Below are 23,027 nucleotides of genomic sequence, written 5' to 3' on the forward strand. Positions count from 1 at the left end.
CGGACCGCGCCCGCGAGGCGAGCGCCGCGGGGGCGCGGCGGCGGATGCCCCTGCGGATCTGGGCGCTGGCGGCGCTCGCTCTGATGATCATGCTGTGCGAGGGCGTCGCGAACGACTGGAGCGCGCTGCACCTGCGCCGCGTCCTGGACGCGCCCGCCGCCACCGCCGCCCTCGCCTACGGCGCGTTCGCCACCACCATGACGATCGGCCGGCTGCTCGCCGACCGCGTCGCGGCGCGGCTCGGCCCGGTCGCCGTCCTGCGCTACGGGGCGTCCGCCGCCGCGCTCGGGATGGCCGCCGCCGCCCTGTCGCCGTGGATCCCGCTGGCGCTGGCCGGCTGGGCGGTGTTCGGGGCCGGGCTGTCCGGCTGCATCCCGCAGCTCTTCAGCGCCGCCGGGCACGCCGACCGCGACGCCGCCGGCGTCAACGTCTCCCGCGTCGCGGGCATCGGCTACCTCGGCATGCTCGCCGGGCCCGCCGCCATCGGCGCGCTCACCGGCGTCATGCCGCTCAACGTCACGTTCTTCCTGCCGGTGGCGTGCTGCGTCGCCGCCGCGGCGGCGGCCGGGGTCCTGCGGCAGCGCGCGGGCACCGCCGACACCGTCCCCGGAACGGCCGAGGACGCCGCCGAGCAGCGGTGCGGCTAGAGCCAGCCGCCGATGCTGCGGTTCTGCGAGACGGCGGTGTCGAACGCGAGCGGGCACGCGAGGACGAGCGTCCGCATCGGCTCCTGCAGGGGCGCGTGCATCCGCAGGACGTAGCGGTCCGCGCCGGTGAACATCTGCGACAGCAGCTCGCCCATGCCCTCGAAACCGCGCTGGATGCGGGCGATCTCCTGCTGCTGCCAGTCGGTGACCCGGCCGCTGAGCAGCTCGTAGTAGCCGAGCTGCTGCTCCTGCGCGCTGAGGATCTCCCAGCCGCGCATCGCCCGCTTGCGCAGGTGCCCGATGAGGCCGCCCTGCGCGGTGAGCACCTGCATCCTGGGCGTCCCCATGAACCCGTAGGGCTTGTAGAAGTGGAAGTACGGCATGCCGTCCGGGCGGAAGATCGTCAGCTTCCGCTCCGCCTTCGTCTGGCTCCCCTGGTTCACCACGCGCAGGGCCTTCTTCGCCCCGCTGACGCCCTGCTCCCGGACGTGCGCGGCGGGCTGCCCCTGCGGGCTCCAGATCGTGTAGTTCGCCTCCGTCGAGAAGAACTGCGCCGGCTGGTCGTAGACCAGGATGGGCGAGCCGTACAGGTCGGCGGGAGCCGTGCCGTACTGCGCGGGAGGCTGCTGCTGCGGGTAGCCGCCCTGCTGCGGATATCCACCCTGCTGCTGCGGCGGGTATCCGCCCTGCTGCGGCGCCGGGTACGCGGGCTGCTGGGGCGGGTAGCCGGCGGGCGCGTAGCCGTTCGGCGGGTAGGCGGGCTGCTGCGGCGCGTACGGCGGAGCGGGCGGCCCGGCGGGCGCCGGGGCGCCATAGCCTCCAGGCCCGTAACCGGGCTGGTACGGGCCTCCTGGGCCGGGCTGGGAGGGAGGCGGGGGGTAGCCCATGGAGGCTCCTGTACGAGGCGTGTCAGCGCGATGGTCAGGCGACACGATAGCGCCGCCATCTCGCATTCTCCGCGCCTTTCCGGACGAACCGGCCCGTCCCGCCGCCCGCACCGGGCCGGGCGGCGGGACGGGCCGGATCCGGTCAGCAGTTGGAGACCTCCGCGCCCGGAGCGGGCTTCGGCACCCCGTCCACGATCGTCGTCCGCAGCAGGGCGCTGGAGAACAGGGTCGACCCGCGCCGTCCGAGCTGGTCGCTGGAGCGGGTGACGATGTCGCGGGTCCCCAGGAACCGGTGCGTCGCGGTGTCGAAGATCAGCTCCTCCCGCACCCCGTCCCGGGTCCGGGTGACCGCGACGCCGTGCCGTCCCGCCGCGTCCACGGAGTCGCTCGCCAGCCGGACGCCGGGGATCCGGCCGATGGCGCGGAACAGCGCCGCGCGCACGGCGGGCGGCGCGGGCCGGTCGATCAGGTCGGTGGCGGCCTCCCACTGCCGCGCGGCCCGCGGGCCGTCGCCCTCGGTCACCAGCAGGCGGAGCAGGGCGTCGGGGTCGGCGGGGACGTCGCCGAGGTAGGGCCGCTCGATCGGCGGCACCTGCCCGCACGGTTTGAGGACGCTGTCGCCGTCCGGCGGGACGCCCTCGTCCGGACCGGCCTCGATCGAGTTCTTCAGCCGGACGAGCCCGGTCCTGGACCCGTCGACCGAGACCCAGGACTGGTTGCGGTCCTGGTACCAGCGCCCCTTGCCCGCCGTCCGGCGCAGTTCGATCAGGTCCTGGTAGACGAACTGGTCCGGCCTCGGGACCGGGTCGGCGCCGGCGCGGTCGGCGGCCTGGTCGAGCAGGGCGGCCACGGCTGCGGGCGGCGGGGGCGGATCCGCCGGCTGGTACGTGGCCACCACGGTCGCGGCCACTCCGGCGCACGCCGCGGCGGCGACCCCGGACAGCAGCAGCGGCCTGCGGGCGCGGCGCCGCCGCGCCCGGGCGGGGGCGGCCAGGGCCCGGTCACGCCACCGGCGCTCGGCTGCGGCCACGTCCAGGTCGCCGGGGACCTCGGAGCGCAGTCGCTCCACCAGCGTCAGTTCATCCATCGTGGGCCTCCCGGTGGGGGTCGGCGGCGTCGCCGAGCGCGTCGCGGAGCTTGCGGCGGATCCGGTTCATCCGGGACCGGACGGTCCCGGACGGGACGCCGAGGGCCTCGGCGACCTCGTCGTAGGTCAGCTCGGCCCAGGTCACCAGCAGCAGGACCTCCCGCTGCGCGGCGGGCAGCGCGGCGATCGCGCCGGCGAGGGCCTGGGAGCGGGCGCCCGCGTGCACCCGGTCCTCGACGGCGTCGGTGAACGGCTCGGTGACCGGGTCGGCGCCGCCGCGGGCGAGCGCGCGCAGCGCCCGCACCTCGGCGCGGCGGTGCCGCCGGATCAGGTTGGTGGCGATGCCGTAGAGCCACGGGCGCGCGTCCGGGCGCGCCGCGTCGTAGGCGCCGCGGCGGCGGAAGGCGACCAGGAAGGTCTCGGCGACGATGTCGTCGGCCGGGTCCTGGCCGAGGCGCCGCACCGTGTACCGCATGATCGCCGGGGCGTGCCGGCGGAACAGCGCGGCGAACCGCTCGGGATCGGTGCGGGACGCGGCGATGAGCGCCGCGTCCGTCGGTTCCCGGGACGGGTCTCCGGCGGGCTCTCCGGCGGGGTCCGCGGCGGGCGCTCCGGCCGGTGCCGGGGCGGGACGGACCGGTGACGACCGGCTTGTCGGGGGCATGGGCGGGCCTCTCGGGTCGAGGTCTGATCATCCTTTGTTGCCCGGCCGCGGTCCCCTGGGTCCCCGGGAGCGGTGGCGCGTTCCCGGCCGCCGACCGTCTACAGTGCTGTAGACGTTCAAGCGCGACCGAACAGGAAGACCCCGGATGACCGCCGCCCCGGCACCCCTGGCCCTCGACGGCTCCCGCGTCGACGGCCCGCTCTTCACCGCCGTCACGCACCTCGCCCGCGACACCCGCTGGCTCAACGGCCCTCTGGAGTGGTGGACCAACGCCGGGCTCGCCGTCTTCGCCGTGCTGATGCTCGCCGCCTGGTGGCGGGCACGGCACCGGGACGCGGCGGCGATGGCCCTCGCGCTGGCCGGCCCCGTCGCGGTCGCCGTCGCGTTCGCCGCCGCCGAGGTCGTCAAGAAGGTCGTCGAGGAGCCGCGCCCGTGCCGGGCGATGCCGCACGCGTTCATCGTCGAGGCGTGCCCGGCGCCGTCCGACTACGCCTTCCCCAGCGGGCACTCCACGGCCGCCGCCGCGGCCGCCGCCGCCCTGTACCTGCTCGACCGGCGGCTGGGCGCCGTCGCCGCCGTCTTCGCGGCCTTCGAGGCCTTCACGCGCGTCTACGTCGGCGGCCACTACCCGCACGACGTCATCGGCTCCATCGTCCTGGCGGTGCCGGTCGCCTGCCTCGTCGCCCTGCTCCTGCGCCGCGTCGCCACGCCGCTCGTCGGCCGGCTGCGCCACGGCCCCCTGGCACCGCTGCTGACCGCCCGCCCCGCCGCCTCGCCGGCCGCGCCGCCGGTCACAGATAGCGCAACCACAGGTAGGGGACGCACAGGGTCACCGTGACGGCCGTGACGATCAGGCCGTACCGGGTGAACTTCCAGAAGCCGATCGGGGTGCCGTTGCGGGCGGCGATGCCCAGCACGACGACGTTGGCGCTCGCCCCGATCGCGGTCGCGTTGCCGCCGAGGTCGGACCCGAGCGCCAGCGACCACCACAGCACGTGCCCCTCGGCGCCCGGATGCGCCTGGACGAGGTCGGAGACGATCGGGCTCATCGTCGCGACGTAGGGGATGTTGTCCACGATCGCCGACAGCACGCCCGACGCCCACAGCAGCAGCATCGACGACGCGCCGAGGTCCCCGCCGGTCAGGTCGGCCGCGGCCCGCGACACGTCCGCGATGACGCCCGTCTCCACCAGCCCGCCGACCATCACGAACAGCCCCGCGAAGAACACCAGCGTCGGCCACTCCACCTCCGCGAGCGCCTGCTCGGTGGTGACCTTCGTCGCGGCGACCAGCAGCCCCGCGCCGAGCAGCGCGACCACCGACGGCTGGTAGTCCAGGACGGGATGCAGCACGAACGCCGCGATCACCGCGGCGAGCACCCCCAGCCCCTGCCACAGCAGCCGCCGGTCGGTGATGGCCTCCCTCTCCCGCAGCGCCATGACCTCCGCCGCGCGGCCGGCGTCGTAGACGAACGCCGACCGGAACAGCCACCGGCACAGCAGGCAGAACACCGCGACCAGCCCCACCACCAGCGGCGCGAGGTGCACCAGGAACTCGTTGAACGTCAGGCCGCCGCGGCTGGCGATGATGATGTTGGGCGGGTCCCCGACGAGCGTCGCGGTGCCGCCGATGTTGGACGCCATCACCTCGGCGATCAGGTACGGGACGACGTCCAGGCCGAGCCGCTCGCACACCAGGAAGGTGACCGGCGCGACCAGCAGCACGGTGGTGACGTTGTCCAGCAGCGCCGACGCGCCCGCGGTGATCAGGACCAGCATCACCATCAGCCGGTACGGCCGCCCGCGCGCCCGTTTCGCCGCCCAGATCGCCACGTACTCGAACACCCCGGTCTGCCGCAGCACCGAGACGATCACCATCATGCCGAGCAGCAGGAAGATGACGTTCCAGTCGATCCCGGTGCGCTCGGAGAAGAACGCCGCGCCGTCGTCGGTGACGTGCAGCAGCATCATCAGGGCCGCGCCGCCGAGCGCCACCGCCGTCCGGGGGATCCGCTCCGACGCGATCAGCACGTACGCGACGACGAAGATCGTGACTGCGGCTGCGGCGGCCAAGGCGGCTCCTGGAAGTCTTTTCGGGGTAGGCGGTACGACGCCGACCAGACTTCCCGGCTCACCGTTCACCGACCCTAACGGGATTCCGATGCGTTTTCCACGCGGGAACGCCGTGACCGCCGCTCCGACCGGCGGTGACGGTATCGGTGCCGGCGGGCCGCGCCCTGCTACGGTCGGGGTGTGCGCGCCGGAGAACTCGCCGTGGACCACCCCACCGTCACCGCGGACACCAGCGCGCTGGACGCCGCCCGCCTGCTGGCCGAGCACCGGCTGCTCGGGCTGATCGTGGTGGACGAGCGGCACCGCCCGAAGGCCGTGCTGCCCGGGTCCCAGCTCCTCGGCGCGCTCATCCCGCAGTACGTGCGCGACGACCCGGCGCTGGCCCGCGCCTACGACGAGGGGCACGCCGACCGGCTGTGCGAGCGGCTCGCCGGCAAGCGCGTCGCCGACCTGCTGCCCGCGAACCGGACGCCGCCGCCCGTGGTGGACGCCGACGCGACCGTCATGGAGATCGCCAGCGTGATGGCGGGCGCGCGCAGCCCGGTCGTCGCGGTCTCCGGCGACCCGCGCCGGACCGACGCCCCGATGATCGGCGCGATCACGGTCGCCGACCTGCTCACCCGGATCCTCCCGCCCGCCTGACGGCGCCGGGAGCGCCGGCGGAGGGCGCCCCTCAGGCGCCCTTGCCGGGGCCCCACCACGAAGCTGACGGGCACCCGCGGCGGAGCTTCGGCGGCGGTCAGGTGTTCGTGGCGCCCGGTGCGGTGCTCTCGATGCGGGCGGCCTCCTCGCGCAGGCGGGCGGCGCGGTCGCGCTTGTCCTGAGCGGTGCCGAACGCGCCGTCCTGGATCGCGTGCTGGATCGCGTCCGGTGCCTGTGCCTGTGCCTGTGCCGGTGCCGGGGCCGCGTCCGCGCCGGGAGCGGCGTCGTCGCGCAGGCCCTGCGTCTCGGACTTGAGGATGCGCATCGACCGGCCGAGCGCCCTGGCCGCGTCCGGAAGCCTCTTGGAGCCGAAGAACAGCACCACCACGATGCCGACGATCAGCCAGTGCGAGGGTGAGAACTCCCCCATGAGCGCCTCCCTTGTCCGGTGCGCGTCCAGCGTACTCTCACCCATTCGCGCAACTGCGCAACCGATGGCGGGACGGCCGCACTCGGGCGCGGGCGTGCCCGCCCGCGCGGCGCGGGCGCCGTGCGCGGCGGCGGATCACCCGCGCGCGCCACCGCCGTATTGATTGCCCAGAGCACCGCGGGCCGGCCCTTCGGCGGGCAATGCGGCGGCCGTCACTTCCCGGGCCGAGCGAGTGCCCGGCCGCAGTTCCTTAGGCGGGCGCCTGCCGCCGGAAACCGTTCCGGACGCGGTCGCCGGAAAGGCGCGCGCATCGGCTTCGGGCGGGTGCGCGGCGGCCGGTAACGGTGCTCAGTGAGCGGCCTCGTACTGCTGGACGACGTTCGCCGGGATGCGGCCGCGGTCGTTGACCGGGATTCCCGCCGACCGGGCCCAGTCGCGGATCTCCGCGCTGCGCTCGCGGTTGCTCGCGGTGCGCGTCGCGGGCCTGCGTCCGGCCGGGCGGACCTTGCGGGCACTGTCCCGGAACGGCGCGATGACCTTGCGCAACTTCGCCGCGTTCTTCTTGTTCAGGTCGATCTCGTACGCCCTGCCGTCAAGGGCGAACGACACCGTTTCCACCGCCGCTCCGCCATCGAGGTCATCCACCAGTGAGACCTGGACCTTCTGCGCCATGAGCCGTCTCCGTTCCGTTTATTGGTCAGTTCGAAGAATAGTAGATGCTCGGCGGCCGCGGTATTGGCGGAACCCCGATTAATGTATTTCCCCAACGGGTGAGGATTTCGTCATGCGCGGGCATGCCCGGGGCGGCGAATCCGTCGTGCGGGTCAGCGGGACACCAAGCGGACCTGACCCGCGGGACGCGCGCGCAGGGCCGCGGAGGGCCGCACCGCAGCCCGGCGCGGCTCCGCCGGGACACGTCCGAAGAAAGTTCACGTTCGCATCTGGACAGCCGCCTTACCAGACGGTAGTAAAGATCAGCCCCCTGTTCCCCCCGGTCCCGGAGCCGCCCCATGCCGCGCCGTCGCGCCGTCCTGTCCACCGCCGCCGCCGCGCTCGTCGCGGCGGGCGGCGCGAGCGCCCTCCCGGCCCACGCGGCCGACGCCTACACGGTCCGGACGCTGCACTTCGACGTCGCGGTCGGCCCGAAGCACGACCAGCACTGCGACGTCGTCGGCGACCTCTACCTGCCGTCCGGCGCGTCCGCCGCGCACCGGGTGCCCGCCATCCTCACCACCAACGGCTTCGGCGGGTCCAAGGACGACCAGGCCGGGCTCGGCAAGACCTACGCGCAGCGCGGATACGCCGTGCTGTCCTACTCCGGCCTCGGGTTCGGCGGCAGCGGATGCCGCATCACCCTCGACCACCCCGACTGGGACGGCGCCGCCGCGAGCCAGCTCGTCGACTACCTCGCCGGAAAGAAGGCCGCCAAGGACGGGACGCGGCTCACCGCGGTCACGCTCGACCGGGCCGGTGACCCGCGCGTCGGCATGGTCGGCGGCTCCTACGGCGGGCAGATCCAGTTCGCCGCCGCCGGCGTCGACCCCCGTATCGACACCATCGTCCCGATGATCACCTGGCGGGACCTGCGCTACTCGCTCGCGCCGAACAACCAGCTCGTCGACGGGAGGCTCAGCACCGACCCTGGTGTCACCAAGCTGGTCTGGGCGCTCGGGTTCTTCGGCGAGGGCGTGTCCGCCGGGCTCACCAACGGCCAGACCGACCCCGGCCGACTGCTCGGCTGCCCGAACTTCCCGACGATCCTCTGCCAGGCCGTCGGCGAGAGCCTGGTCTTCGGCGTGCCGCAGCAGGCGAGCATGGCGTACATGAAGGCCGCGTCGGTCGCGTCCTACATGCCGAAGATCAAGGCGCCGACGCTGATCGTCCAGGGCGAGACCGACAGCCTCTTCGACCTCCAGGAGGCCACGGCCACCTACAGGCGGCTCGCCGCGCAGCGCACCCCGGTGAAGATGATCTGGCAGTCGCCGGGGCACAGCGGCGGGCAGGTCCCCGGCGACGGCGACCTCGCCGACCCGTCCGGCAGCTACGTCGGGCAGCGCGTCGCCGCCTGGTTCGACCACTACCTCATGGGCCGCTCCACCGGCACCGGCCCGGCGTTCGCCTACTTCCGCCCCTGGGTGAAGTACCAGGGCAACGCCGCGCCCGCCTACGGCACCGCGCCCACGCGCACCCGCACCCTCTACCTGTCCGGCAAGGACGGGCTCGTCGCCGACCGCAAGGCCGTCGCCGCGGGCGCCGCGAGCTACGGCAACCTGCCGTGGATCCCGACGTCGTTCTCCGAGGTCTCCGCCGTGCAGGGCGCGCTCGGCCTGGACGACGTCCCGCCCGCCGACGCCCCCGGCACCGCCGTCGCCTGGACCGGCGCCCCGCTCGCCGCCGACACCGACGTGGTCGGCTCCCCCACCCTCAAGGTCCGGCTCGACTCGCCCGCGGCCGTCCAGTCGCAGAAGTCCGGCGTCAACGGGCGCCTCATCCTGTTCGCCAAGCTGTACGACGTCGCGCCGGACGGCTCCGTCTCGCTCGTCCACCGGCTCGTCTCCCCCGTGCGGGTGGCCGACGTCCGCAAGCCGCTGACGGTCCAGCTGCCCTCGATCGTGCACCGGTTCGCGAAGGGCCACCGGCTCCGCGTCGCGATCGCCTCCAGCGACCTGTCCTACCTGGGCAACCGGAGCGTCCTGCCGGTCACCGTCCGCACCGGGCCCGCCGACCCCGGCGTGCTCACCCTGCCGACCCTGCGGTGAGCGCGTAGCGGGGACCGCCGCCGGTTCGCCCCCGCACGGGCGGACCGGCGGGCGAAATGATCGTAAGCTTGCGCCATGTCCGACGGTCGCCCCTCATGCACCTGCGTGATCTGCCGCGACTACGGCGACCGCGACCGGCTGGACAACTTCCAGCTCCGCACCATCGTGCACATCACCCAGTACGGCTGGAGCGTCGTCCTCGTCCACCCCGACGCCGACGGCCCGGGCTGGGCGTACACCATCGGGCTGTGGCACAGCCACCGCGCGCCCGAGCTGGCGATGTTCGGCGGCGACGTGTACGAGACCGAGGAGGTGCTGAACGCCCTCGGCCGGGAGGCGGCGGAGGGCCGGCCGCCCGCCGACGGCGAGCGCCGCGAGGGCGCCGTCCGCGGCCAGACCGCCGCGTTCCGCGCCGTCGACCCCCGCTGGTACGAGGGCCTGTTCCGCGGCGCCGTCGCCTTCTACCGGCGGCCGCCGCTGCCGTTCCTCCAGGTCGTCTGGCCGAACGGCGACGGCCTGTTCCCCTGGCAGCCCGGCACCGACCTGCCGTTCCGGCACTCCCAGCCGTGGCTGTGGCTCGCCCCGACCCAGCACCCCGCCGGGGCCTGGACGCGCCGCCACACCGCCGGCCACGGCTGACCCGGGCCGCCGGCGGCGGCAACGGATGATCAGCCGCCGATGATCGCGCACGGCGGATCGGGCGCGGCGCGCCGGGCAGGGCATACGATCGGCGGGTGTACGGGCCGATCGCCGAGACCATCCGGACCCAGCGCCTCGTCCTGGAGCCGCTGGCCGTCCACCACGCCGACGAGATGGCCCCCGTCCTGGACGACCCGCGCCTGCACGCCTACATCGGCGGCGAGCCCCTCACCCTCGACGAGCTCCGCGCCCGCTACGAGCACCTCGTCGCCGGGCCCGCCCCCTTCCACCAGGAGTACTGGCTCAACTGGATCGTCCGCCGCGCCCGCGACGGGCAGGCCGTCGGCTACGTCCAGGCGACCGTCACCCCCGCGCCCGGCGGGCCGCAGGCCGCGCTCGCCTGGGTGATCGGCATGCCCTACCAGGGGTTCGGCTTCGCCACCGAGGCCGCCCGCGCGCTGGCCGGCTGGCTCACCGGGCACGGCATCGCCGCGCTCACCGCCGCGATCCACCCGGCGAACCGGGCGTCGGCGTCCGTCGCGTCCCGCCTCGGGCTGCGCCCCACCGCCGAGACCGCCGACGGCGAGACGATCTGGCGGCTGCCCCGCCCGGCCCCTCCCCCGTGACACTCTGATATCGGGCCGTGGCGGGCGGGCAAGGCGGGAGTAGTCCAGAATCGACGGGGAACGCGCTGCGGGGCAGGCGGCATCGGTCGGTCGACGAGAGGGAGCACATGCCTGAGGTCTGGCCCGGGGATCCGTACCCGCTGGGCGCCACCTGGGACGGCACCGGCACGAACTTCGCGCTGTTCTCGGAGGTGGCCCGGCGGGTCGAGCTGTGCCTGTTCGACGCCGACGGGACCGAGACGCGGCGCGAGCTGCCCGAGGTGGACGGGTTCGTCTGGCACGGGTACCTGCCCGGCGTCGGGCCCGGGCAGCGCTACGGCTACCGGGTCCACGGGCCGTTCAGCCCCCGCGACGGGGACCGCTGCAACCCCGCGAAGCTGCTGCTCGACCCGTACGGCAAGGCCGTCGAGGGCGGCGTCCGCTGGCACGAGTCGCTGTTCTCCTACCGGTTCGACGACCCGGACGCCCTGAACGAGGACGACAGCGCCCCCTACATGCCGAAGAACGTCGTGATCAACCCGTTCTTCGACTGGGGCGACGACCGGCCGCCGCGGGTCCCGTACCACGAGAGCGTGATCTACGAGGCGCACGTCAAGGGGCTGACGAAGCTGCACCCGGGCATCCCGGAGGAGCAGCGCGGCACCTACGCGGGCCTCGGGCACCCGGTGATGGTCGACCACCTCGCCGACCTCGGCGTGACGGCCGTCGAGCTGATGCCGGTGCACCAGTCGATCCCCGAGCACGCGCTCGTGGCGCGCGGCCTGGACAACTACTGGGGCTACAACACGATCGGGTTCTTCGCCCCGCACAACGCCTACAGCGCGTCCGGGCAGGCCGGCGAGCAGGTGCTGGAGTTCAAGGCGATGGTCCGCGCCCTGCACGAGGCGGGCATCGAGGTCATCCTGGACGTCGTCTACAACCACACCGCCGAAGGCGACCACCTCGGGCCGACGCTGTCGTTCCGCGGCATCGACAACGCGTCCTACTACCGGCTCCGCGACGACGACAAGCGCTACCACCTCGACTACACCGGCTGCGGCAACTCCCTCAACGTCCGCAACCCGCACGCGCTGCAGCTCATCATGGACTCGCTGCGCTACTGGATCCTGGAGATGCACGTCGACGGGTTCCGGTTCGACCTCGCGTCGGCGCTCGCCCGGGAGCTGCACGACGTCGACCGGCTCGCCGCGTTCTTCGACCTCGTCCAGCAGGACCCGGTCGTCTCGCAGGTCAAGCTGATCGCCGAGCCGTGGGACGTCGGCGAGGGCGGCTACCAGGTCGGCAACTTCCCGCCGCTGTGGACGGAGTGGAACGGCAAGTACCGCGACACCGTCCGCGACTTCTGGCGCGGCTCGTACGCGACGATGCCGGAGTTCGCGTCCCGCCTGACCGGCTCGTCCGACCTGTACGAGCACAGTGCGCGGCGGCCGTTCGCGTCCATCAACTTCGTGACGTGCCACGACGGTTTCACGCTGGCCGACCTCGTCTCCTACGACCACAAGCACAACGAAGCCAACGGCGAGTCCAACCGCGACGGCACCGACGACAACCGGTCCTGGAACTGCGGCGCGGAGGGCCCGTCCCGCGACCCCGAGGTGCTGGAGCTGCGGGCCCGCCAGCGCCGCAACTTCCTCGCGACGCTGTTCCTGTCGCAGGGCGTCCCGATGCTGCTGCACGGCGACGAGCTGGGCCGCACCCAGCGCGGCAACAACAACGCCTACTGCCAGGACAACGAGCTGGCGTGGGTGCACTGGGACGAGCCCGGCGACATGGAGTTCATCCGGATCCTGTCGCGGCTGCGGCACGACCACCCGGTGTTCCGGCGCCGCCGCTTCTTCACCGGCACCGGGACGGGCGCCGCCGCCGACATCGCGTGGCTGACGCCCGCCGGCGAGAGCATGACGGACGAGGACTGGAACGTCGGCTTCGCCAAGTCCCTCGGCGTGTTCCTCAACGGCGACGCCATCACCGAGCCCGACCAGCGGGGCCGCCGCGTCCGCGACGACTCGTTCCTGCTGCTGGTGAACGCCGGGTCCGACGCCGTCGAGTTCACCCTGCCCGGCGCGGAGTACGGCGAGCGCTGGGAGTTCGTCCTCGACACCGCCGACCCCGCCGCCGCGGGCGAGCGCCCCCGCGTCAAGGCCCGCGACGAGGTCTCCGTCCCCGCCCGCTCCCTCACGGTCCTGCGCAGGGGCTAGCCCGAGGCCGGGCGCCGTGCCGCCGTCTCAGGTGCGGCTCACCTCCATGGCGGTGAGGAAGACCAGGACGAACGTCGTGACGGCGATCACGCCGTGGAAGGCGACGGCGGCGGCCGGGAACGTCTGGTCGCGGCCGCGGGCGTGCCGGCCGCCGCCCCCGACGAGCCAGCGCGTCAGCAGCATGAACCCCTGCAGGATCACGACCAGCAGCGCGGCGAACGCGACCCACGCGAACGCGCCGCGCCCGGTCGCCAGGTAGCCGATCCAGACGCAGAGGCCGATCACGGCGGCCAGCGGATGCCCGATCACCACCAGGACCGGGAACCGGGTCACCTTCGTGCCCCGTCCCCCGCTCGTCAGCCATTTGATCAACAGGTAGCCGCCGGCCGTGGCGGCGAGGACCCACGCGGCAAGTGCGGCGAACTCCACCCCCCGCTCCTTTCGGTGCAGTTCTACGGTCCGTCCCCGCACCAAGTGTCGCGTGCCGATCGCCGCGCCATGACGGATTCGTGCATATTGCCGTACGCTGAGTAAGCGGAACGGTCAGGTCGCCCTTGCCTCCGGTGCAGTAACTTGTGACGTCTATGCGCACCCTCACGCCCTCCTCCGACCCGGTCGACCTCGCCGAGCGCTACGCCTACCCGGCGGGCGGCGGGACGTGGCTGCGCGCGAACATGGTCGCCAGCCTCGACGGGGCGGCGCAGCGCGACGAGCGCAGCGGCGGGCTCGGCAACGCCGCCGACCAGGAGCTGTTCCTGCTGCTGCGCGGCCTCGCCGACGTGGTGATCGTCGGCGCCCAGACCGTCCGCGCCGAGGGGTACGGGCCGGTCAGGCCGCGCGAGAGCTGGGGCGCGGTGCGCGACGGGCGGCCGCCGGTGCCGCCGCTCGCGGTCGTCTCCCGCACCCTCGACCTGGACTTCGACGCGCCCCTGTTCACCGAGGCGGCCGTCCCGACGATCGTGCTGGCCACCGCGACCGCCGACCCGGAACGGCTGCGCCTGGCGAAGGAGCGCGCGGACGTCATCGTCGCGGGCGAGGACTCGCTCGACTTCGCGGTCGCCGTCCGGGAGCTGGCGTCGCGCGGGTTCCGGCGGCTGCTGTGCGAGGGCGGCCCCGGGGTGCTGGCGCAGATCACGGCGGCCGGGCTGCTGGACGAGCTGTGCCTGACGCTGAGCCCGATGCTGCTCGCCGGGCACCCGGCGCGGATCCTGAACGGCCCGCCGCTCCCCGCTCCCCCGGAGTTCCGTCTCGGGCACGCGCTGGAGGAGGACGGTTTCCTCTTCCTCCGCTACGCGCGCAGCCGGTAGCGGACGAACAGGACGCCCTCGTCCAGGTGGACGGCCGCGGGCTCGACGGGGACCTCGGCGTCCAGGACGCCGAGCAGGCGCGTGTGGCGCGGGCTCCCGAGGAGCGCGGGCGCGATGTTGAGGCACAGCTCGTCCACCAGCGACGCCCGGATGAGCGCGGTGGCCAGTGCCGGGCCGCCTTCGCAGAGCAGGTGCTCGTGGCCGAGGTCCTCGCGCAGGACGCGCAGCGCTTCGGGGAGGTCGACGTCGTCGTCTCCGGCCGCGACCACCGGGATCCCCGGCGGGACCTCGTTCCGCGCGCGCTCCGTCGTGACCACGATCGTCGGTGTCTCCGCTTCGGTGAACAGCGGGAGCGTCCAGTCGAGGTCGAGGGAACGGCTCACGATGGCGATGGGCGCGGGCGGCCCTCCTCGGCGCGCGCGCAGGTCCGGCCGTAGGCGGGCGGGGCCGAGCCGCCCGGTGCGGGCGGTCGCGGCGCCCACGAGGATCGCGCCGGCGAGCGCCCGGAGCGTCCGGAACACCCGGAAATCGGCGGCGCCGCCGAGCCCGTCCGTCCAGCCCTCGGCGTCGGTGACCGACCCGTCCGCGCTCATCACCATGCCGAGCCGCAGCCCGGGCGCGTCGCCGTACGCCTCGTACGGGTCGACGTCCTCGACGGTGGGCCCGGGAAACAGACGGCGCATGACCTGCAGGTTATCGAGCCCCCGGTGCTCCGTTTTGTCGGTGCCGGGGCGCAAGATGGGGGCATGGACCTGCCGATCAGCCCGCCGCTGCCGCCGATGCTGGCCAAGGCCGTCAAGACCATGCCCCAGGGCGACCTGCTCTACGAGCCGAAATGGGACGGCTTCCGCTGCATCGTGTTCCGCGACGGCGACGAGGTGGAGCTGTCCAGCCGCGGCGAGAAGCCGCTCACCCGGTACTTCCCCGAGGTGGTCGAGGCGGTGAAGCGGGAGCTGCCCGAGCGGTGCGTGGTGGACGGCGAGATCGTCCTGCCGCGCGGCACCCGCCTCGACTTCGACACGCTGCAGCAGCGCATCCATCCGGCCGCGTCGCGGATCAAGCTGCTGTCGGAGGAGACGCCGGCCTCGTTCGTCGCGTTCGACCTGCTGGCCCTCGGCGACGAGTCGCTGATGGAGACGCCGCTCGGCGAGCGCCGCCGGCGGCTGGTCGAGACCCTGGCCGGCGCGAAGGCGCCGATCCACGTGACGCCCGCGTCCGACTCCTACGAGCTGGCGCTGCGCTGGTTCGAGGAGTTCGAGGGCGCCGGGCTGGACGGGGTGGTCGCCAAGCCCCGCGACACCGAGTACCAGCCCGACAAGCGGGTGCTGTTCAAGGTCAAGCACGAGCGCACCTGCGACTGCGTGGTGGCGGGCTTCCGCTGGCACAAGTCCGGGCCGATCGTCGGGTCGCTGCTGCTCGGCCTCTACAACGCCGAGGGCAACCTGCAGCACGTCGGCGTGGCGGCCTCGTTCACCATGAAGCGCCGCGCCGAGCTGGTCGAGGAGCTCCAGCCCTACCGCATGGAGGACCTGTCCGGGCATCCGTGGGCGGAGTGGGCGCGGCAGTCCGAGGCGACCGCCGACCGCATGCCCGGCGCCGTGTCCCGGTGGACCGGCAAGAAGGACCTGAGCTGGGTGGCACTGCGTCCGGAGCTGGTCGTCGAGGTGGCGTACGAGGCGATGGAGGGCAACCGGTTCCGGCACACCGCCCGTTTCCGCAACTGGCGCCCCGACCGCACGCCCCGCTCCTGCACGTACGAGCAGCTGGAGGTGCCCGTGGCCTACGACTTGGACGACATCTTCAACGGCCCCGCGACCAGCCCCCGCGCCGATCGGTGAATCGGCGCGAGGGCCGGGCCCCGGTCAGGGCTGGGTCTCGTTGCGGATGGTCTGGTCGATGATGTTCTGGTCCGACTTCGCGGACATCTTCGGGGCGGCGTAGGGGCGCAGGTAGGTCTGCTTCACGCCGGGGACGCGGTCCTCGATGACGAAGGTCGCCTTCGTCGACACCGGGGAGCCCGGCGTCCGGACGGACGCGACCGTCTTGAAGTCGGCCTTCATCTCCTCCTTGCCGATCGTCGTGAGGACGTATCCGCGCTGGTTGTTGTAGAACTTCAGGTGCGGGTTGATCGCCAGGAAGGGCTGGCTCGCGGGGTCGGAGTCGGCGCCGTCGCCGGTCGTGCTGATGGACGAGCACACCAGCTCGGAGCCGACCGTCTTCGAGTCCGGGTCGTCGTAGTTCGCCTTGAGGTCGCTCGCCCAGTGCGCGTGGACGTCGCCGGTGAGCACGACGGGGTTGCGGACGCCGGCGTCCACCCAGCCCTTGGTGATGCGGTCGCGGGAGGCCACGTAGCCGTCCCAGGCGTCCATCGAGGTCTTCTTGACGGGCCCGGCGGTGTTGTCGCGCTGGGCGAAGAAGACCTGCTGGCCGATGACGTCCCAGCGGGCGTCCGACTTGCGGAACCCGTCGATCAGCCACTTCTCCTGCGCGTCGCCGGTGATGCTGCGCTTGGGGTCGGTGGCCTCGGGGCAGTCCTTGTAGCCGTCGCCGCAGCCCTGGTCGTCGCGGAACTGGCGGGTGTCGAGCATGTGGAAGTTGGCGAGCCTCCCCCACCGGACGCGCCGGTAGATCTGGATGTCGGGGCCGTCCGGGATCGAGGAGCGGCGCAGCGGCATGTTCTCGTAGTAGGCCTGGAACGCGGCGGCGCGGCGGGCGCGGAACGCCTCGTAGGTCGGGGTGTCGGAGCCTTCTTCGGGGATGTAGCCGGCCCAGTTGTTCTCGACCTCGTGGTCGTCGAAGACGACGAGCCACGGCGCGGCGGCGTGCGCGGCCTGCAGGTCGGTGTCGGACTTGTACTGGGCGTGCCGCTGCCGGTAGTTCGCCAGGGTGACGGTCTCGGGGCCGTCGTGGTCGCGGATGTTGCCGCCGGGGCTGTTGTAGACGCCCTTCTTGTACTCGTACTGGTAGTCGCCGAGGTGCAGGACGAGGTCGGGGTGGTCCTCGGCGAGGCGCCGGTACGAGGTGAAGTAGCCGTGCTCGTACTGGGCGCACGAGACGAAGGCCATCGTCAGGGCGGGGCCGAACGAGTCGGTGCGCGGGGCGGTCAGCGCGCGGCCGACCGGTGAGATGTAGTCGCCGGTGCGGAAGCGGTACCAGTAGTCGCGTCCGTGCCGCAGCCCCTTCAGCTCGACGTGGACGGAGTGGGCGGCCTCGGGGCGGGCGGTGGCGGTGCCGCGCCGCTCGATCCGCTTGAACTTCTCGTCGGTGGCGACCTCCCACTTCACCTGGACGGCTTTGGACGGCATGCCGCCGAGGCCGTCCTCGGCGTGCGGGTTCAGGGCGAGCCGCGTCCAGATGACGAAGCCGTCGGGGGCGGGGTCGCCGGACGCGACGCCGAGGGTGAAGGGGTCGCCGGGCGCGACGGTACGCAGCCGGGGGGCGGCTTCGGCGATGCCGGGGACGGCGAGGGCGCCGGCCGTCAGGCCGCCGGCGACGAGGAAGGATCTCCTGCTCAGGGGGCGTGCGAGTGCGGCCATGGGGGCGGTGACCTTTCGGAGGTTTCCGGGGTGATCGCCGGAAAGCCTCATCAAGGCCGGTGGCCGCGAGGCACCGCGCGGGTGACGTCCACCGCAACAAAGATGATCTTTTGCGGGCGCGCACGCGGGCGCGGGGAAGCGGTGCTAAGCTGGCGGCTTACGAACTGCGCACAAAAAACCGCATCCTATGAATAGGAGTGTAGCCGAAGCATGGGACATCGTCAAGCGGTACCTGTCAAGCCCGCCGACGCGGAGGCCGCCCACCGGGCCGCCGTGCGCACCGAGCAGGAGTACGTCACCCGCCTCTACCAGCGGCTCGACGAGGAGCGGGCCAAGGCCGAGGCGGCGCTGCGGCAGGGCCCGGCCGCGGGCGGCGGCAGCGTCCTGCAGGCCCGGGTGGAGAGCGCCGTCGCCACCGAGGAGGCCGCGCGCCGGCTGGCCCGGCTCGGCGGCGTCGAGCACGGCCTGTGCTTCGGCCGCATCGACCACCGCGGCGACGCCGACGGCCCCGGCGACACCTTCTACATCGGCCGGATCGGGCTGCGCGACGCCGACCACGAGCCGATGCTGATCGACTGGCGCGCCGCGGCGGCCCGCCCGTTCTACACCGCGACCCCGGGCGCGCCCGGCACCCTCGCCCGCCGCCGCCACCTGCACCTGCGGCACCGGGAGGTCGCCCGGCTGGACGACGAGGTGTTCGACCTGGAGGGGCTGGACGAGGCCGAGCGCCGCGGCATCGTCGGGGAGGCGGCGCTGCTCGCCACCCTCCGCCGCGGCCGGACGGGCCGGATGAGCGACGTCGTCGCGACCATCCAGGAGGAGCAGGACCAGGTCATCCGGTCGGGCCTGCAGGGGGTGCTCGTCGTGCAGGGCGGGCCCGGCACCGGCAAGACCGTCGCCGCGCTGCACCGCGCCGCCTACCTCCTCTACACCCACCGCGACGTGCTCGAACGCCGCGGCGTCCTCATCGTCGGCCCGAACGCGACGTTCCTGCGCTACATCGAGCAGGTGCTGCCCGGCCTCGGCGAGACCGACGTCGTCCTTGCCACGGTCGGCGAGCTGCACCCCGGGCTCAAGGCGGCCGCGAAGGACGGCCCCGAGGTCGCCGTCCTCAAGGGCGACATCCGCATGGCCGACCTCGTGCGGGCGGCGGTCCGCGACCGGCAGCGCGCGCCCTCCGGCGGCCTCCAGGTCGACACTGACGGCCTCACCCTCGTCGTGGACGCGGAGAAGTGCGAGCGGATCCGCGACCGTGCCCGCGCCCTGCACCTCCCCCACAACGTCCAGCGGCGCCGGTTCGTCCACGACATGCTGGAAGCCCTCGCCGTGAACCGGGCGGAGCAGTACGAGCGCATCATGGACGAGCCCTTGGAGGAGTTCGCAGGCCCCGGCGGGTACCCGGCCTGGCTGCAGGAGCTCATCGACGAGGCCGAGGACGTGCCGCTCCTTGACGAGACGGACCTCCGCCTGGCCAAGGAGACTCTCTGGCAGGACCCGGCCGTCCGCAAGGCGCTCGACGAGCTGTGGCCGGAGCTGACGCCCGAGCGGCTCCTGACCGATCTCTTCGCCTCCCCGGACGCCCTCGACCGCCTCGGTGCCGAGGCCTGCCTTCCCGGCTGCGCCCTCCTGTACCGTCCCGCCGGCTCCCCGTGGACGGTGGCGGACGTCCCCCTCCTGGACGAGGCCGCCGAGCTCCTCGGCGTGGACGACTCCGCCGAGCGGGCCCGCCGGCGCGCCGCCGACGCGGCCCGCGCCGAGGAGGCGCGCTACGCCGCCGAGGTCATGGTGTCTACCGGCGGCACCAGCATGATCCCCATCGAGGACCTGATCTCCGCGAGCGAGCTGGCGGAGCGGCACGGCGACGCCGGCCCGCCGCTCACCACCGCGCAGCGCGCCATGGCCGACCGCCAGTGGGCCTACGGCCACGTCATCGTGGACGAGGCGCAGGAGCTGTCGGAGATGGCCTGGCGGACGGTGATGCGCCGCGTCCCGACCCGGTCCCTCACCGTCGTCGGCGACATCGCGCAGACCGGCAGCGCGGCGGGCGCCGCGTCCTGGGGGCAGATGCTCGACCGGTACGTCCCGGGCCGCTGGCGCGAGCAGCGCCTGATGGTCAACTACCGGACGCCCGCCGCGATCATGCGGGTCGCGTCCCGCGTCCTCGCCGCCGTCGCGCCCGGCCAGACGCCGCCCGAGCCCGTCCGCGACGACGGCCCGCCGCCCCGCGCGGTCGCGCTGCCCGTCGGGGACCTCCCCGCCCTCGTCGCCGCCGAGCTGGCGGAGTTCGCCGACGCCGGCGAGGGCCGCCTCGCGGTGATCACGTCGGCGGCCCGGCACGCGCCCGTGCTTGCCGTCCTGCCGGACGCGGCCGTCGGCGCCACGCCCGAGGCCCTCGACTCGCCCGCGGTCGTGCTGACCGCGGAGGAGGCCAAGGGCCTGGAGTTCGACTCGGTGATCGTCGTCGACCCGGCGGGCATCCTCGCCGAGTCCGCGAAGGGCGGCCAGGACCTGTACGTGGCCCTCACCCGCCCGACCCGCCGCCTGACGATCGTCCACGACGACGACCTGCCACCGCTGCTCAGCGGGAGCCTCGCAGGCGGGTGAGGGTCTGGGTCAGTTCGGCGGTGATGACGCGGCCGGCGGTCTCGGGGTCGCGGGCGCGGATCGCCTCGACGAGGGCGGCGTGCGCCGCGCGGCCGTGGGACGCGTCGGACGCGCGGACGTCCACGAGGGCGACCAGGTCGAGCAGGCCGGCGCGCAGCACCGGGACGAACTCGGCGTGCAGGTCGACCAGGACGGGGTTGTGCGCGGCGGCGATCACGGCGGCGTGCAGGGCGATGTCGGCGTCGAGGAAGGCCTCCAGGGACGGGCCGGCGAACGCCTCGTCGCGGGCGGCGAGGGCGGCGTCGAGCGCGGCGAGGTCCGCGTCGGTGCGGCGCTCGGCGGCCAGCTCGGTGGCGCGGACCTCGATCATCATCCGGATCTCGTAGACGTCGGTGACGGAGGCGCGGCGCAGCCGGGTGGTGAAGTCCTCGTCGGGTTCGGTGGCGGTGACGAAGACGCCGGCGCCCTGGCGGGCCTGGACGAGGCCGGCGCCGGCGAGGGCGCGCAGCGCCTCGCGGACGGTGGAGCGGCCGACGCCGAGCTCCCTGGCGAGCGTGGTCTCGCCGGGGAGCCGGGTGCCGACCGGCCAGGAGCCGTCGGCGATCTGGTCGCGGAGCCGCTGGGCGGCCTGCTCGACGAGCGGGCTGCGGCGGAGCGGGCCGAGCGGCATGCGGTGGTCTCCCCTTCTGGTCGGCGGTCCCTACGCTAGCGTCTCCACAGGAACTCAGCTTGTCTGAGGAGCTGAGGTGTGGTTAGAGTGACCGGCATGGCGTGGCAGGCCCTCCTTCTCGGCCGCCGCGGCGGGGCCTGATCCGACCGGCACCCCGCCGCGGGGTCCGGTGCTGCCGGTCGTCCGGCCCCATCCGTGAGGACCACTGCCATGATCGACCCCACCGCCTTCCCCACACTGCGCACCCCGTCCGGCCCCCTGGCCGCCGGCGCGCCCTTCTGGAACCCGCAGCGCGGCAGCGCCATGCCGTCGCACCGGTACCGGTCCGTCCACGACCGGGTGCCGTCGCCCGTGCCCGAGATCGAGCGGACCTGGCCGTCGCGGCGGATCGAGCAGGCGCCGCTGTGGGTGCCGGTCGACCTGCGCGACGGCAACCAGGCGCTGGCCGAGCCGATGGACCCGGCGCGCAAGCGCCGCATGTTCGACCTCTTCGTGACCATGGGGTTCAAGGAGATCGAGGTCGGCTACCCGTCGGCGAGCCAGACCGACTTCGACTTCGTCCGGCACCTGGCGACGTCCGGCGCCGTACCGGACGACGTCACGCCGGTCGTGTTCACCCCCGCCCGCCGCGACCTGATCGAGCGGACGTTCGCGTCCATCGAGGGCATGCCGCGCGCGGTCGTCCACCTGTACACCGCGACCGGGCCGGCGTGGCGGGACGTGGTGCTGCGGCAGGACCACGACGGCGTCCGCGCCCTCATCCTGGACGGCGCCGCGGACGTGGCGCGCCTGGCCGGCGACCGGCCGGGCGTGCGGTTCGAGTTCTCGCCCGAGACGTTCAACTTCACCGAGCCGGACTACGCGCTGGAGGTCTGCGACGCGGTCACGGAGCTGTGGGACGCCTGCGCCGACCGCCCCGTCGTCCTGAACCTGCCGGCGACGGTCGAGATCGCGACGCCGAACGTCTACGCCGACCAGATCGAGTTCATGCACCGCAACCTGGCCCGGCGGGACGCGGTGATCCTGTCGGTGCATCCGCACAACGACCGCGGCACGGGCGTGGCGTGCGCCGAGCTGGCGGTGCTGGCGGGGGCGCAGCGGGTCGAGGGCTGCCTGTTCGGCAACGGCGAGCGGACCGGGAACGTCGACCTGGTCACGCTCGCGCTGAACCTGCACGCGCAGGGCGTCGACCCGCAGATCGACTTCGCCGACATCGACGAGATCCGCCGCACCGTCGAGCACTGCAACCGGCTGCCCGTCCACGAGCGGCACCCGTACGGCGGCGACCTGGTGTACACCGCGTTCTCCGGCACCCACCAGGACGCGATCTCCAAGGGGATGGCGCACCACGCCGCGCGGGCCGCCGAGCTGGGCGTCCCGGCGGAGCAGGCGCCGTGGGAGGTCCCGTACCTGCCGATCGACCCGGCCGACGTGGGACGCGGCTACGAGGCGGTCATCCGGGTGAACAGCCAGTCGGGCAAGGGCGGCATCGCCTACCTGCTGCGCACCGGGTACGGCCTGGAGCTGCCGCGCCGCCTGCAGATCGAGTTCTCGCGGGTCGTCCAGCAGGCGACGGACGGCAGCGGCGAGGAGATCACCGCCGCCGAGCTGTGGGAGCTGTTCCGCGCCGAGTACGTCGACCGGGCGGGCCCGGTCGCGCTCACCGGGTGGCGGACGTCCCACACCGGCCCCGGCCGGCACGACTTCACCGGCGTGCTGCGTGTGGACGGCCGGGAGCGGGAGTACACCGGGTCCGGCAACGGCCCGCTGGCGGCGCTCGCCGACGCGCTGGCGGCCGCGGGCGTGAAGGTGGACGTGCTGCAGTACACCGAGCACGCGACCGAATCAGGCCACGACTCCCCCGCCGTCGCGTACGCCGAGTGCCGCGTCGACGGCGTGACGAGCTGGGGCGCGGGGCGGGACACGTCGGTCCTCACCGCGTCCGTGCAGGCGGTGCTGGCGGCGGTGAACCGCGCGAAGGCCGGCTAGCGGCGGCGCCGGAGCGGGCGCCGCCAGGACAGGCCCGTTCCCGGAATGCGGAAGGTCATCTCGCGGCGGCCGTCGGCCGAGCTGCTGTACCGGGCGCCGCGGACGCCGACGCTGTGCCCGACGCCCTTCTTGGAGAAGTTGAGGCGGAAAGGGCCCATTCGCAGCGATTTCCTGTAACTCCAACCCATGCGCGGCAGGATGCCCGGCCGGTGGGCCGGAAACCCGCGCCCGCCGACCGGACGTCCCGAGACCCCCGTTCCGGTCGGCCCG

At 73.8% G+C, this 23,027-nt stretch carries 21 protein-coding genes and 1 pseudogene; 11 read left to right on the plus strand and 11 right to left on the minus strand.

Annotation, left to right across the window (positions count from 1 at the left end; genetic code table 11):
* Window positions 1-647, plus strand: a pseudogene (locus F9B16_RS30250) (MFS transporter); the annotation flags it as partial.
* Here F9B16_RS30250 and F9B16_RS30255 read toward each other — a convergent pair.
* From F9B16_RS30255 to F9B16_RS30265, 3 genes are all read right to left on the minus strand, one after another.
* Window positions 644-1,534 (minus strand): LURP-one-related/scramblase family protein, encoded by an 891-nt coding sequence (locus tag F9B16_RS30255; protein ID WP_151543622.1) that lies wholly within the window; start codon window positions 1,532-1,534, stop codon window positions 644-646. The pseudogene F9B16_RS30250 and the gene F9B16_RS30255 overlap by 4 nt on opposite strands.
* Before the next feature lie 142 nt (window positions 1,535-1,676).
* Window positions 1,677-2,621, minus strand: coding sequence for a CU044_5270 family protein (locus tag F9B16_RS30260; RefSeq protein WP_151543623.1), 945 nt, complete (start codon window positions 2,619-2,621; stop codon window positions 1,677-1,679).
* Complete coding sequence (locus F9B16_RS30265; RefSeq protein WP_151543624.1) at window positions 2,614-3,285, minus strand: RNA polymerase sigma factor; 672 nt, start codon at window positions 3,283-3,285, stop codon at window positions 2,614-2,616. Before F9B16_RS30265 ends, F9B16_RS30260 begins: the two co-directional genes overlap by 8 nt.
* Window positions 3,286-3,430: 145 nt before the next feature.
* Here F9B16_RS30265 and F9B16_RS30270 point away from each other — a divergent pair, with 145 nt between their 5' ends.
* Entirely contained in the window at window positions 3,431-4,123 is a 693-nt protein-coding gene (locus tag F9B16_RS30270; protein WP_151543625.1) for a phosphatase PAP2 family protein, read from the plus strand.
* On the opposite strand, the gene F9B16_RS30275 is transcribed toward F9B16_RS30270, so the two are convergent.
* Window positions 4,077-5,357 (minus strand): ArsB/NhaD family transporter, encoded by a 1,281-nt coding sequence (locus F9B16_RS30275; protein WP_151543626.1) that lies wholly within the window; start codon window positions 5,355-5,357, stop codon window positions 4,077-4,079. The two genes, F9B16_RS30270 and F9B16_RS30275, sit on opposite strands and share 47 nt — an antisense overlap.
* A gap of 180 nt (window positions 5,358-5,537) precedes the next feature.
* On the opposite strand from F9B16_RS30275, the gene F9B16_RS30280 reads away from it, so the two are divergent.
* A complete protein-coding gene (locus tag F9B16_RS30280) occupies window positions 5,538-5,999 on the plus strand; it encodes a CBS domain-containing protein (protein WP_151543627.1) in 462 nt (153 codons plus the stop codon).
* A gap of 97 nt (window positions 6,000-6,096) precedes the next feature.
* On the opposite strand, the gene tatA is transcribed toward F9B16_RS30280, so the two are convergent.
* Window positions 6,097-6,429: a Sec-independent protein translocase subunit TatA gene (tatA, locus tag F9B16_RS30285; protein ID WP_151543628.1), complete on the minus strand. Its 333-nt coding sequence runs from the start codon at window positions 6,427-6,429 to the stop codon at window positions 6,097-6,099.
* A 348-nt stretch (window positions 6,430-6,777) separates the two neighbouring features.
* The gene (locus F9B16_RS30290) at window positions 6,778-7,101 is read right to left on the minus strand and encodes a histone-like nucleoid-structuring protein Lsr2 (RefSeq protein WP_151543629.1); all 324 of its coding nucleotides are present in this window, start codon (window positions 7,099-7,101) and stop codon (window positions 6,778-6,780) included.
* A gap of 338 nt (window positions 7,102-7,439) precedes the next feature.
* On the opposite strand from F9B16_RS30290, the gene F9B16_RS30295 reads away from it, so the two are divergent.
* The 4 genes from F9B16_RS30295 to glgX all read left to right on the plus strand — a co-directional run bounded on the left by F9B16_RS30295 (window position 7,440) and on the right by glgX (window position 12,651).
* Window positions 7,440-9,188: a CocE/NonD family hydrolase gene (locus F9B16_RS30295; RefSeq protein WP_151543630.1), complete on the plus strand. Its 1,749-nt coding sequence runs from the start codon at window positions 7,440-7,442 to the stop codon at window positions 9,186-9,188.
* A 75-nt stretch (window positions 9,189-9,263) separates the two neighbouring features.
* Window positions 9,264-9,827, plus strand: a complete 564-nt coding sequence (locus F9B16_RS30300; protein WP_151543631.1) for a DUF4262 domain-containing protein — start codon at window positions 9,264-9,266, stop codon at window positions 9,825-9,827.
* Window positions 9,828-9,922: 95 nt separating this feature from the next.
* Window positions 9,923-10,453, plus strand: a complete 531-nt coding sequence (locus tag F9B16_RS30305) for a GNAT family N-acetyltransferase (protein WP_151543632.1) — start codon at window positions 9,923-9,925, stop codon at window positions 10,451-10,453.
* A gap of 107 nt (window positions 10,454-10,560) precedes the next feature.
* A complete protein-coding gene (gene glgX / locus F9B16_RS30310; RefSeq protein ID WP_151543633.1) occupies window positions 10,561-12,651 on the plus strand; it encodes a glycogen debranching protein GlgX in 2,091 nt (696 codons plus the stop codon).
* Between the two features lie 27 nt (window positions 12,652-12,678).
* Here the strand turns inward: glgX and F9B16_RS30315 are convergent, their stop codons facing one another.
* On the minus strand, window positions 12,679-13,080 hold the full coding sequence (locus F9B16_RS30315) for a hypothetical protein (RefSeq protein ID WP_151543634.1): 402 nt from the start codon (window positions 13,078-13,080) through the stop codon (window positions 12,679-12,681).
* A gap of 155 nt (window positions 13,081-13,235) precedes the next feature.
* Between F9B16_RS30315 and F9B16_RS30320 the strand changes: the two genes are divergently transcribed.
* Window positions 13,236-13,958, plus strand: a complete 723-nt coding sequence (locus F9B16_RS30320) for a pyrimidine reductase family protein (protein ID WP_151543635.1) — start codon at window positions 13,236-13,238, stop codon at window positions 13,956-13,958.
* Here F9B16_RS30320 and F9B16_RS30325 read toward each other — a convergent pair.
* Window positions 13,940-14,641: a dihydrofolate reductase family protein gene (locus tag F9B16_RS30325; protein WP_151543636.1), complete on the minus strand. Its 702-nt coding sequence runs from the start codon at window positions 14,639-14,641 to the stop codon at window positions 13,940-13,942. The genes F9B16_RS30320 and F9B16_RS30325 overlap by 19 nt on opposite strands.
* Before the next feature lie 63 nt (window positions 14,642-14,704).
* On the opposite strand from F9B16_RS30325, the gene F9B16_RS30330 reads away from it, so the two are divergent.
* Window positions 14,705-15,796, plus strand: coding sequence for an ATP-dependent DNA ligase (locus F9B16_RS30330; RefSeq protein ID WP_151543637.1), 1,092 nt, complete (start codon window positions 14,705-14,707; stop codon window positions 15,794-15,796).
* A 24-nt stretch (window positions 15,797-15,820) separates the two neighbouring features.
* On the opposite strand, the gene F9B16_RS30335 is transcribed toward F9B16_RS30330, so the two are convergent.
* A complete protein-coding gene (locus tag F9B16_RS30335) occupies window positions 15,821-17,494 on the minus strand; it encodes an alkaline phosphatase D family protein (RefSeq protein ID WP_151543638.1) in 1,674 nt (557 codons plus the stop codon).
* A gap of 210 nt (window positions 17,495-17,704) precedes the next feature.
* Here F9B16_RS30335 and F9B16_RS30340 point away from each other — a divergent pair, with 210 nt between their 5' ends.
* Window positions 17,705-20,098, plus strand: coding sequence for a HelD family protein (locus tag F9B16_RS30340; protein WP_151543639.1), 2,394 nt, complete (start codon window positions 17,705-17,707; stop codon window positions 20,096-20,098).
* Here the strand turns inward: F9B16_RS30340 and F9B16_RS30345 are convergent.
* Window positions 20,073-20,768: a FadR/GntR family transcriptional regulator gene (locus F9B16_RS30345; protein WP_151543640.1), complete on the minus strand. Its 696-nt coding sequence runs from the start codon at window positions 20,766-20,768 to the stop codon at window positions 20,073-20,075. The genes F9B16_RS30340 and F9B16_RS30345 overlap by 26 nt on opposite strands.
* A gap of 303 nt (window positions 20,769-21,071) precedes the next feature.
* On the opposite strand from F9B16_RS30345, the gene leuA reads away from it, so the two are divergent.
* On the plus strand, window positions 21,072-22,757 hold the full coding sequence (gene leuA / locus F9B16_RS30350) for a 2-isopropylmalate synthase (RefSeq protein ID WP_151543646.1): 1,686 nt from the start codon (window positions 21,072-21,074) through the stop codon (window positions 22,755-22,757).
* Here leuA and F9B16_RS30355 read toward each other — a convergent pair.
* Window positions 22,754-22,945, minus strand: a complete 192-nt coding sequence (locus F9B16_RS30355) for a DUF4236 domain-containing protein (protein ID WP_151543641.1) — start codon at window positions 22,943-22,945, stop codon at window positions 22,754-22,756. The genes leuA and F9B16_RS30355 overlap by 4 nt on opposite strands.
* Window positions 22,946-23,027 lie beyond the last annotated feature (82 nt).

Source organism: Actinomadura montaniterrae (genome assembly GCF_008923365.1).
Lineage (GTDB): Bacteria > Actinomycetota > Actinomycetes > Streptosporangiales > Streptosporangiaceae > Spirillospora > Spirillospora montaniterrae.